The organism is Rhizobium sp. BK289 (assembly GCF_014193575.1).
GTDB classification, from domain to species: domain Bacteria; phylum Pseudomonadota; class Alphaproteobacteria; order Rhizobiales; family Rhizobiaceae; genus Rhizobium; species Rhizobium tropici_C.
The window spans coordinates 249,325-259,245 of the sequence record NZ_JACHZO010000001.1 but is presented as its reverse complement, the minus strand read 5'-3'; the positions used below and the strand labels follow the sequence as shown (position 1 = coordinate 259,245).

The following is a 9,921-nucleotide window of genomic DNA, read 5'->3' as shown; positions in this document are numbered from 1 at the left end:
GTCTCGTAATTTGCCGCAATCAATTACGGGAGCGGGCTGATTGCAATACTTCATTAACCTCACGGATATAGCCGGTTATGCAGCACCGCAGAATTATTTTACCGATGGTTAACTCAACGGAAGAACAACTCGTTAAGTATACTGCTTGACTTTACGTCAGCCGCAGTGTGCAAATGCGGCCGACTGGCTGTTGCAGTCTGCCGTAGAGAATCGGGGGGAGTAGTTGTGCCGTTTGCGATCAGCCTTTCATTGAGCCTTTTGACGGAGTGGCTGCCGCGCAGACCGCGTTGGCGACCAGCATGCGGTGCCGCCCTCATTCTCTGTGCCGGCCTCGCCGGCTGTCAGATGGACGGTGTGGGACTGGAGAACAACAGCAAGAAGGACGACATAAAAATGCCGTCCACTGCCATTGAAGAGAGCTATGGCGGCGACGGCGGCACCGAAATCACGCTATTGCTGCGCAAGGGTGCGGCAGGTCTCTATGAAGGCCCGGCACGCGATGTGCGCGACGGGGCAGTGCTTGGCGTCGGCGAACTCGGCAACAATCAGGTCCGGTTGCGCGTCAAGAATGTCGGCCCTGGACTTGCCGGCGTTGCCGCACAGGTCACTGCGGCCAAGGCCCGGAATGCCGCGCTGATCGTCAGCTATCTGCCGCCGGCCGAGACGGCCTCCATCGCTGCCATTCCAACCACCCAGCGTCCCCCATTGCTTAACCTTGCGGGTGCGGCGACCGGCGGAGACGTCTTCAATCTGGCCTCGGATGAGATCGACAGCGCGACGGAAGGTGTCAAGGCGGCCGGTCCTTCGGGTCACAAAAAGGTATCGGCGCTAGTGCCCGCTGATTTTCCTCAATCCGACGCAACGAGATTGGGCAGCGCCATCTGGAACGGTGGCAACACCTTCATGGGCCTTGGCCGTTACGGCGCAAGTGATCAGTCCTCCGATATCCTGACCAAGAACCGGCCGCTCATCCAGTCGGCCGACATCGTGGTCATTCTCGGCAACACCCCGGAAATCGGTATGGCCGCAAGTGCCGTTCGTAGCGCAGCCATTCCCGGTCAGACGCTGGTCGGCACCAACAACTGGCCGCAATCGGTCTATGCGACGCCCGCCGTAGCGGGTGCGTTCGTCGCGACCGACGACACGCAGAGCAGCGGGCTCATTACCGAGCGCTATCAGCGCCATTTCAATCACCCGCTGACGACCTACGGCGCCTATGGCTACGACGCCATGGCGATCGCCTCCGGCCTGATCCGTTCCCAGGGACCGCAGGCCATCACTGCAGCCAATTTGAGGAACAAGGTGGGCTTCCGCGGCACGACCGGCCTCTTCCGCTTCAATGCCGCCGGCCAGGTGGAGCGTAGAATGGTAATCAATACGATCGACGGCGGCACACTGAAGGTTTCCGCACGGCCCTCACAGTCGTTCTGATGCCGGCAGGGCTCATCGAGCACGTAGGTAACGAGACGCGCTTCGTCATCACGATAGCGCCGCTTCATCTGATCCTGAGTCGAGACGGACCACTTTAGTACCCTTGGCGAAATCATCCTTAATTCTTTCTCATCGCATTTCGTACAATTTTATACTTATTTGATCGCTTAATTTATACTTAGTTTATCTATATATCCCAACATCATATTCAGAAGTATCACGCACTATTCTCTCAATCAGAGGGAATTTAGCGCCAATGGTACGCAAGAACAAAAAAACTATACTTGCAGCACTCGCTGCAGCTTCCTTTGCCTTCGGTCTAGCCTCAGCGACCACCAGCATGGCGGCGACCGACGATACTGTTCGGCCCGTCGTCAAGCTGTTTCAGGACCCGCTGGTCCATACGGCCATCGATCTCTTTGCGCCCACCATCGGAAACGCCGCAAGAGCGATCAGTGGCATCGACCTGGCGGCATTGAACAACAGCCTCGCAGTTGCGCCGGGCGGCCTTCCGCACAATGACTTGACTGCGTCTGAGCCGGTACGCCCCGCAAAACCGAGCAGCGCTCCTTTAGGCGACTCTGTATTCGGAACTGTCGCCATTCCGTTCAAACATCTTGCCGCGCTCAACAATTTCGCCGGGCCGCTCGCGGAAATCCGGTCGGGCAAATCGCTCGATTGCGGAACAGGTGGATGCAATGCAGCCGAAACCGTCATCGCGGCCGCTGAAACAAAGATTACCGGCGCGTCGATCCGCGACAAGATCAATACCATCAACTACACGGTCAACCATGCCATCCGCTACGCCAGCGACATGGAAACCTATCATGTAGCAGATTACTGGGCGAAACCGAGCGAAGCACTGTCGCATCAGCGAGGCGACTGCGAAGACTACGCCATCTTGAAGATGGCAGCACTCTATAAGGCAGGCGTCGATCTCGACCATATGACACTGGTCGTCTTGTTCGACCAGCAGCGGCATTTCTACCACGCTGTCCTGTCGGTCTCCGTCAACGGTAACAATCTTATCCTCGACAACATGCGCGACGAGGTCTTGTCCGACAAACGGATTGCAGAATATCTGCCGCTCTATTCGATCGTTGCTGACCGCGGCTATCTGCACGGTTCGCGCGATCCTCACGCACAAGCGGTTGCCGCCGCAGTGCCGCTCGCCAAGGTGGTCCCCGGCGAAGGCGAAGTTCACTAACCGAACCCGCCACCCAGGCATTTGGGGCGAGCGTCGCGCATAATGAAAGCGGTGGCATTCTCAGTAGACGGAAAGATAGCCGATCAGCATCAATGCTTCGTGCGTCGGCGCCAACGCCAGATTGATTTGCCCCGTCAGCGATTGTGAACCGAGGCCGATCTTGAAGCCGGTGTTCAGCGTCTTACCGCGATTGACCGACAGAACGGAGAGTACCTCTTGGATCTGGGTGTCGATCGACAGGCGTAGCGTGCGCGCGGTCTGCTGGACATCATCGATCAGCGGCAGGCGATGGCGCAACATCTTCAAGAAGGCATCGTTGAAGAGCTTGATCCCGCGCTCTTGCGTCAGGACCACTGCAGGTGTCGGCGACGCCTGAAGGACAGCGTTGAGATTGGTCAGCGATGCGAGATCTTCGACGGCATCGAGGCGGCTCAGCGCCCATTTGAAGCTCAGCACGCGCAGCAAGGACGTGAGATTGCCGGTCTCCGGCATCTCTGCGGCTATGTTTGAAACCAGGTCACCGATGCTGATGCCACCGGCCTCCGACATACGCCCTAGCCCATCCCAATAGATACCCTCCAGGCGAATGCCACGACGCTCGCCGCCACCCGTTACCGCGCGGAAACGTGGCTCCAGTTCATCACCATCGACAGATGGTAGGGATTCCTCCCGAACTATCGCAGCTTCGTCCTTCCCGCCTCCTTTGCGCATGGTTGCCCCTCACCGTTCCGTCAGCGCTTCGGAGCGCGCCTTGTTGATCGGCTTCATCAAATAGGCCAGGATCGTCTTGCGGCCGGTCATGATCTCGGCCGAAGCCACCATGCCTGGGATAATCGGATAGTGCTTGCCGTCGCGTTCCAGCGCCGATTTGTCGGTCTTGATGCGCACAAGGTAATAGGTTTCGTTCTTGTCCTTTTCGACAAGACTATCGGCGGAGACGTTAACGACCTTACCGTCCAGTGCGCCGAATATCGAGAAATCATAAGCCGAGATCTTGATGACCGCCGGCTGATCGATGCGCACGAATGCAACGTCGCGTGGAGAAATCTTCGCCTCGATCAGCAGGGTGTCCGCTGTCGGGACGACACCGGCGATGACCTTGCCGGCGTCGACATAGGCGCCGATCGTGTTGACCTCCAGCGTATTGACGATGCCGTCGACCGGAGACCGGATATCGGTGTGCTTGACCCGATCGGATGCCCCGCGGATCGTCTCATCGACGACGGAAAGTTCCGACAGTGCCTGCCCCTTGTCGGTCAGGGCCTGCTGCCGCAGCTGCAATCCAAGGTCGGCGACCTGTAGCGTCGCCTCATTGACGGCCGCTTGCAGGCGATCAAGGCTTTCGACATAGACTTTAAGCTGCCCTTGCAGGTCGACAAGGTCTCGCTGGACTTTGAGAACCTCCGTTTGGGCAACAAGCTTTTTCTCGCCGAGCGGCTTCAGCAGATCATATTGCTTTTGGGCGCCTTCGATGTTCTGCGTCAGGCGGTCTATGTTGGCATGGGCTTCATCCAGCTCGTTCTGATGCTGCTTCAGACGCTGATTGAGAACGTCAAGCTTGTTCTTGTAGGAAGCGCGATCCGCCTCGAAGAGCTTTTCCTCGTTGTCGCAGACGGTTTTTGCGGTAGCAAGAATGTCAGCTGGGCAGACGAACTGTGCGTCGAAGGCGCCTGCCTCCTCCAGGGCCAGGCGCTCAACTTTGGCACCGAGCGCACGAGCCTTGGCAACCGACTCGCCGAGTGTCGACACCGTCGTCGTGTTGTCGAGCTGGACCAGAATATCGCCTTTATGGACGACCTGGCCGAGATTGACATTGATCTGTTGGACGATGCCGGGCTCGGACGATTGCACGATCTGCGTCTTCGATACCGGTATCACCTTGCCTTCGCCGCGAGCGATCTCGTCGATGTCGGCGAAGGCCGCCCAAGCGACGAAAGCAACGATCATCAAGGCACAGAGGCCAAGGATCAGCCGGGCGAACAACGGAGGACTGTCGTCGATATTGCGCTGAGAGGCACGCATCATTGCACCGCCTTGCGCTGCATCGCCTCGATGACAGCGTTTTTCGGTCCATCCGCGATGATGCGGCCCTTGTCGATGACGATCAGCCGGTCAACCAGCTCCAACATACTGTGACGATGGGTTGCTACCAGCAGCGTCGTTTCCGGGCCGAACGCATCGGTCAGCTTGCTGATCAGATGGCGCTCGCTTGCCAAATCCATCGCTCCCGACGGCTCGTCAAGAAAGACGATCTTCGGCCGGGTCAGAAGCAGGCGCGCGATGGTCAATGCCTGCTTCTGGCCATTCGACAGGTTCGCACCGCGCTCGCCAACCGGCATATCGAAACCGCGCGGATGTACGGAGACGAACTCCTCGACGCCGGTCATTCGTGATACCGCCAAGAGCTCTTCATCGGTGGCGTCGGCCCGGCCGAGCAGCAGATTTTCCTTTACCGTGCCGGAGAACAGGTCCGATGATTGCCCGGCGACGGCCACCGTGGATCGCACCTCCGCCACGTGATACTGGCGTATATCAACGCCATCGATGAGTACACGGCCGCTGGCCGGCTGAAACAGCCCGTCGAGAAGCCGGCCGAGGGTCGTCTTGCCCGAACCGATGCGGCCGATGATCCCGATCTTTTCCCCGGGCGCAACCGTGAAGGACAGCTGATTGATGACCGCCTGGTCAGATCCTGGATATTGGAAGGAAACATTCTGAAAGCTGAATCCACCGCTACGGATCTGCCGGTTGACGAAGCCGACCGTCGACGGACGGTCGTCAGGCTGCTCCATGATCTTGTCAAGAATGCGCAGCGACATGGTGGCCTGGCGGAAACGCGCCAGCGTCATGGCGATCTGCCCGAAGGGCGCGCCGGCGCGGCTCGCCAGCATGACGGTGGCCACGATCGCACCCATGGCGATTTTGCCGTCGGCAAATTCATACGTGCCCGCAACGACGATGAGTACGCTGACCATTTGTTGCAAGAACATCGTCATGTTGATGGCGTTTGACGAGATGTGCTTGATGTCCTCACTGGTGCGGCTCGAATATTTCGTCAGCTCCTGCCAGCGGCGCAACATCGTCGCCTCGGCGCGGAGGCTCTTCAATGTCTCGATCGTCGAAATGGTCTCGACGAGCAGCGACTGGCGGCGCGAGGCCTCGTTCGTCGCCGTCGCCATGCGCTTGCCAATCTGAGCCTGGGCCACGAGGCCGATCGTCACCGAGAGAATGAAAGCGACTCCTGGAATGATCACGAGCCACCCGGAGATCAAATATATGACAACCAGGAAAATCACGACGAACATGCTGTCGATCAGCACTCCGATCGTGTTCGATGTGAAGAATTCGCGCACGAATTCATATTGTGTCACCCGATTGGCATATTCTCCGGTCGACATCGGGCGGGACGCCAATGTCGAATTCAGGATCTTGTCGAAGATCAACTGCGAGAGCCGCAGATCCGCCTTACGACCCGCATAGTCGATCAGCGATGCGCGGGCCATCTTCAGTAGAAAATCGAAGAGATAGGCAAGCGAGATGCCGGCGGTCAGCACCCAGAGCGTTGGGAACGCCTTGTTCGGCAGCACCCGATCATAGACATTCATGGTGAAAAGCGGCGATGCCAGCGCGATGATGTTGATGAAGAGTGCCGCCAGCATGACGCGGGCATAGGTGCGCCAATAGGGTACCAGCGCCGTTGCCAGCCAGTGCCGCTTCTCGATCTCCAGGGCGTGGCCGACCCGCGCTTCTTCTGAAGAATTCTGATAATAGAGCGTGAAAGCAAATGCCGATTGCGGATTGAGCGCCTTGAGTTCGTCCCGCGTCAAGCAGGCCGCTGTCCCGGCGACCGGCACGAGTTCAGTGATATAGGAACCGCTTTCGGTCGTTTCGAGCAATGGCAGAACACCGCCGTCAGCAAAGGTGACGATCGCCGGGCAATCGAAATTGCCCAGGCGGCAATCTCGTTCCGTATGCTTCAGGACCTGCAGACCGACGCGTTCCGACAGCCGTTCGACATCGTCCAGCTCCATGGCTTCCAGAATTTCGTCCGGAATGCCCGAAAACAGCACTGTATCCGAGTTCGGACGGCCGTAAAACGCAGCGACCGATTTAAATGCCGACTTGAAAGTCCGCAGCGATACGCTCGCAGACACGTCAGGTGCTACGTTCAACATGAGCCACTATCCAATTCGGATCGTAACGATTAACGAATCGGCTCGAGCAGATCCATCGGCAAGCCGGGCTTCTGATGCGAGTCGTATCTGGTATATCCGGGATCAGCCGTATTCGATGAAACAGCGAACTGATCACGGGCATAAGGCGTCGCCTGATCGACCGGCTTCAGTTTCATCGTCGACAACAGGCTGCCCGATGCCGCCAGGATCTTGTATTCCGCAAAGAGTGATGCGACTTCCGCCGTCTTGGCCAAGATCTCAGTGTTAAAGCGAGTGTTCTGGGCATCCAATAGATCAAGCAGCGAGCGCTGACCGACCTTGAATTGCTCGCGGTAAGACGTGACGAGTTGAGCGTTCGTCTTTTCCTGCCCGCCGAGGATATGCGCCAACTGAGCCTGGTTGGTGCGCTCACTCCAGGCGGAACGGACGGACTCGTCCACCTCGCGGTACGTCTGGCTCAGCGCAAAACGCTGTTCGGCGGCGCGACGAACCAGCTCCTGTTGGTGGGCGGTATCGATGCCGCCATGATAGATGTTCCATTTGGCGACGACACCAACTTGGACGTCGCTCGTGTTACCCTTGTTGCCGTCGACATCGTCACCAATGCGAGCGCTGCCGACGAGGTCCAACCGTGGCAGGAATGCGGACTTCGAACCGCGCACGTCCGCGTCAGCGGCATTGACATCAGCCTTTGCCGACGAGATCTGCGGGTTGTTCTTTTGAGCGATAAAGACCGCGTCGTCCAACGTCTTCGGCAGGTAGCGCGCGACGGAAGCCGGTCGGCTCGCATTACTGATCGGCTCGCCGACGACCTGGAGAAAGCGGATCTTCGTCGCATCGAGCTCCTTCTTTGCCTCCTGAAGGCGAGCGTTAGCCGCCTCCAAGCGCTCCCGACCCTGAAGACGGTCGGCATCGGTGAGAGCGCCGCCCTTGATGCTGTCCTCGATATTGCCGACCATCTGCTTGTGGAAGGCGACGTTCTTCTCAGCAGCTGCGACGATTTCCATCTGCAACTGATATTCAAGGTAATCCTGGGTCACTTCCAGCGCTAAAGCTTCCGAGCGCTGTTGGACGCGGAAGGATGCGCCGTCAACGCGGGCGGCCTGCTTGTCCTTCTGCGCCTTGCGGTCGCCGCCATCAAACAAGGTCTGCGTAATAGTCAAGCTTACGTCAGCAGGATTCAGGTAATCATGGGTGCGCGATAAAGCTCCGGATGTGACGTCCGATAGTCTCCGGCGGCCATAACCAGAGTCAAGGTCGACCGAGGGCAAATAAAGCCCCCTTGCCTGGCGCAATTGAAACTCGGTTGCTTCCCGGTTCTGCGCCGCCTGCATGATCTGCGGATTGGTTTTTAGTGTTTTGTCAATCGCCTGCTGCAATGTCACAGCACCGGCGGAACCACTTGATAAAGAACTTATGGCCATCGAAATTCCGATTGCCGCCATCAATCGCGTCTTATTAGCCAAAACTATGCCCCTTCGCCGACATAATACTCTAAAGATACATTTTATAAATCTTATTCACCTACGAACGTAGACGACATCCCATCTATTTGTAAGATAGACTCCCATTTAATCTCCTGAAACAGTTAATACCGGAAAGCGCAAGCCTTTCCGACGGCAATCTATTGACTATTTTTGGGCTATTCACAGAGTCGATGCCGCTGTCGCATGATCGCAACAATTCTAATCATCAACCGTGCGGAGAATGTACATAACCTTAACCACTAAGGCGCGCCGGAAGAGGATTTAAAACATTCCAAAATGCCGGTAATATTAGTAAATACTTATCGGCACGCGAATGCACCCAAGCATGGATGACGTTGAAGCTCGATTAGCCATATGGCGGGATGCGATACGCCGGATGTATTTTAGATATTTTCAATATTTGATTGCTAAAGGGGGCAAATCGGTTCACGTTTCAGGCATGCTCCCGCCAGGGGCACATCCGCTGCCAGGTTGTAAACAGGGGCATCAAGTATGACCGAGACGCTACGGCGAAACAATTGATTGTTGTGTCTATCGGCATCGTAACTCCCATGGCGATAGACACGATGAAACACGCCCAGGATCTGGATCGAGATAAAGCCGACCGGGTTCTGTCGCAAACCGGGCACCAAGTAAAACGGCGGCTCCGGATATTCGTTCGAAGACAGGTATTTCATGAAAACAACGATGCAAAACAGCAAATTTTACCGGTTTTCTTAAGCCGGCTTTTTCGGACCTCTGTTTAGCTGACGCAGTATTACGGAACGGGGATAACTCCGATATGATTCCACAGCGGCGACATCCCTCCGCCACCATTTTCAAGGCCATGCGGAGAGCCACACTCGGCGCACTATGCGCCGTGGTCGGTTCCGTTGCTCTTATATTTATATTAAACCTGTTGATGCCGGATCGACCATTTTTAGTCGGATTTGCCGGTGCCGTACTTATTTCTGCATTTGTGGCCTTTCCGCTGCTTTTTACCTTGCAGCTCAACAACGACGTCATCCGTAAGATGCAGGAAAACGTCACCCAGGCGGCGCGCTACGACAGCGTGACGAAGACGCTCAACGGTACTGCCTTTGCCGCGGCCGTCGAGCACTTTATCGAGCGGCGCAAGCATACCGACGCAGATGCCGGCGGTATCGTCATCGCCGTCATCGTCGATACGCTCGACGACATCGGCCGCCGCTATGGGCTGCAATGGGCCGACACGGTGATGCAATCGCTTGCCTCGATCATCCAGCCCTCGGTTCGTCGTGGCGATCTTGTGGCGCGGCTTGCGACCAACGAACTCGGCATCTTCCTGCCTGGCGCTACGATCGAGAACGCCCGCGACATCGGCAACCGCATCCGCGCGGGCGTCTCCGCGGCTACCTTCAGCGCTGACGGCGCGCCGCTTTCCATCGCCATCCGCCTCGGGGGCATCTCCTTCGACGGCCCGGCCGAATTCAACCAACTCCGCCAGCTCGCCGACCAAATGGCCTTCGAGAGCAGTGACGAAAGCGATGACATCCCGATCAGCGTGCTGCCGACCGCATGAGGCTGACTATTCCATCCCACGGCAGCGACGGCATAGTCCCATACGGCGATACCTGTCTTTGATGCGGTGTCAAAGCCAGCT

General features: G+C 57.3%; 7 protein-coding genes. 3 read left to right on the top strand and 4 right to left on the bottom strand.

Translation table 11 applies throughout. The features are described from left to right. The first annotated feature begins 225 nt into the window (after positions 1–225). The gene (locus FHT84_RS01140) at positions 226–1,431 is read left to right on the top strand and encodes a hypothetical protein (protein ID WP_183761097.1); all 1,206 of its coding nucleotides are present in this window, start codon (positions 226–228) and stop codon (positions 1,429–1,431) included. Between the two features lie 256 nt (positions 1,432–1,687). Next, positions 1,688–2,638 (top strand): transglutaminase-like cysteine peptidase, encoded by a 951-nt coding sequence (locus FHT84_RS01135; RefSeq protein ID WP_183761100.1) that lies wholly within the window; start codon positions 1,688–1,690, stop codon positions 2,636–2,638. A 60-nt stretch (positions 2,639–2,698) separates the two neighbouring features. Here FHT84_RS01135 and FHT84_RS01130 read toward each other — a convergent pair whose 3' ends face one another. The 4 genes from FHT84_RS01130 to FHT84_RS01115 are packed head-to-tail and all read right to left on the bottom strand — an operon-like array spanning position 2,699 to position 8,258. After that, positions 2,699–3,349, bottom strand: coding sequence for a ribbon-helix-helix domain-containing protein (locus tag FHT84_RS01130; RefSeq protein ID WP_183761102.1), 651 nt, complete (start codon positions 3,347–3,349; stop codon positions 2,699–2,701). A 9-nt stretch (positions 3,350–3,358) separates the two neighbouring features. Next, a complete protein-coding gene (locus FHT84_RS01125) occupies positions 3,359–4,663 on the bottom strand; it encodes an HlyD family type I secretion periplasmic adaptor subunit (protein WP_183761105.1) in 1,305 nt (434 codons plus the stop codon). Then, positions 4,660–6,813, bottom strand: a complete 2,154-nt coding sequence (locus FHT84_RS01120; protein WP_183761107.1) for a type I secretion system permease/ATPase — start codon at positions 6,811–6,813, stop codon at positions 4,660–4,662. The genes FHT84_RS01125 and FHT84_RS01120 overlap by 4 nt, the downstream gene beginning before the upstream one ends. Before the next feature lie 29 nt (positions 6,814–6,842). Beyond that, positions 6,843–8,258: a TolC family outer membrane protein gene (locus tag FHT84_RS01115; RefSeq protein WP_112344668.1), complete on the bottom strand. Its 1,416-nt coding sequence runs from the start codon at positions 8,256–8,258 to the stop codon at positions 6,843–6,845. Between the two features lie 1,024 nt (positions 8,259–9,282). Here FHT84_RS01115 and FHT84_RS01110 point away from each other — a divergent pair. Beyond that, positions 9,283–9,840 carry a GGDEF domain-containing protein gene (locus FHT84_RS01110; protein ID WP_246698437.1) on the top strand — a complete coding sequence of 186 codons (558 nt, stop codon included), beginning with the start codon at positions 9,283–9,285 and terminating at the stop codon, positions 9,838–9,840. The last annotated feature ends 81 nt before the right edge of the window (positions 9,841–9,921 follow it).

What these genes read in the sequence shown, in the direction of transcription:
- FHT84_RS01120 (WP_183761107.1), bottom strand. Translation starts at nt 6,813, where the DNA reads ATGTTGAACGTAGCACCTGACGTGTCTGCGAGCGTATCGCTGCGGACT.
- FHT84_RS01115 (WP_112344668.1), bottom strand. Translation starts at nt 8,258, where the DNA reads ATGGCGGCAATCGGAATTTCGATGGCCATAAGTTCTTTATCAAGTGGT.
- FHT84_RS01135 (WP_183761100.1), top strand. Translation starts at nt 1,688, where the DNA reads ATGGTACGCAAGAACAAAAAAACTATACTTGCAGCACTCGCTGCAGCT.
- FHT84_RS01125 (WP_183761105.1), bottom strand. Translation starts at nt 4,663, where the DNA reads ATGATGCGTGCCTCTCAGCGCAATATCGACGACAGTCCTCCGTTGTTC.
- FHT84_RS01130 (WP_183761102.1), bottom strand. Translation starts at nt 3,349, where the DNA reads ATGCGCAAAGGAGGCGGGAAGGACGAAGCTGCGATAGTTCGGGAGGAA.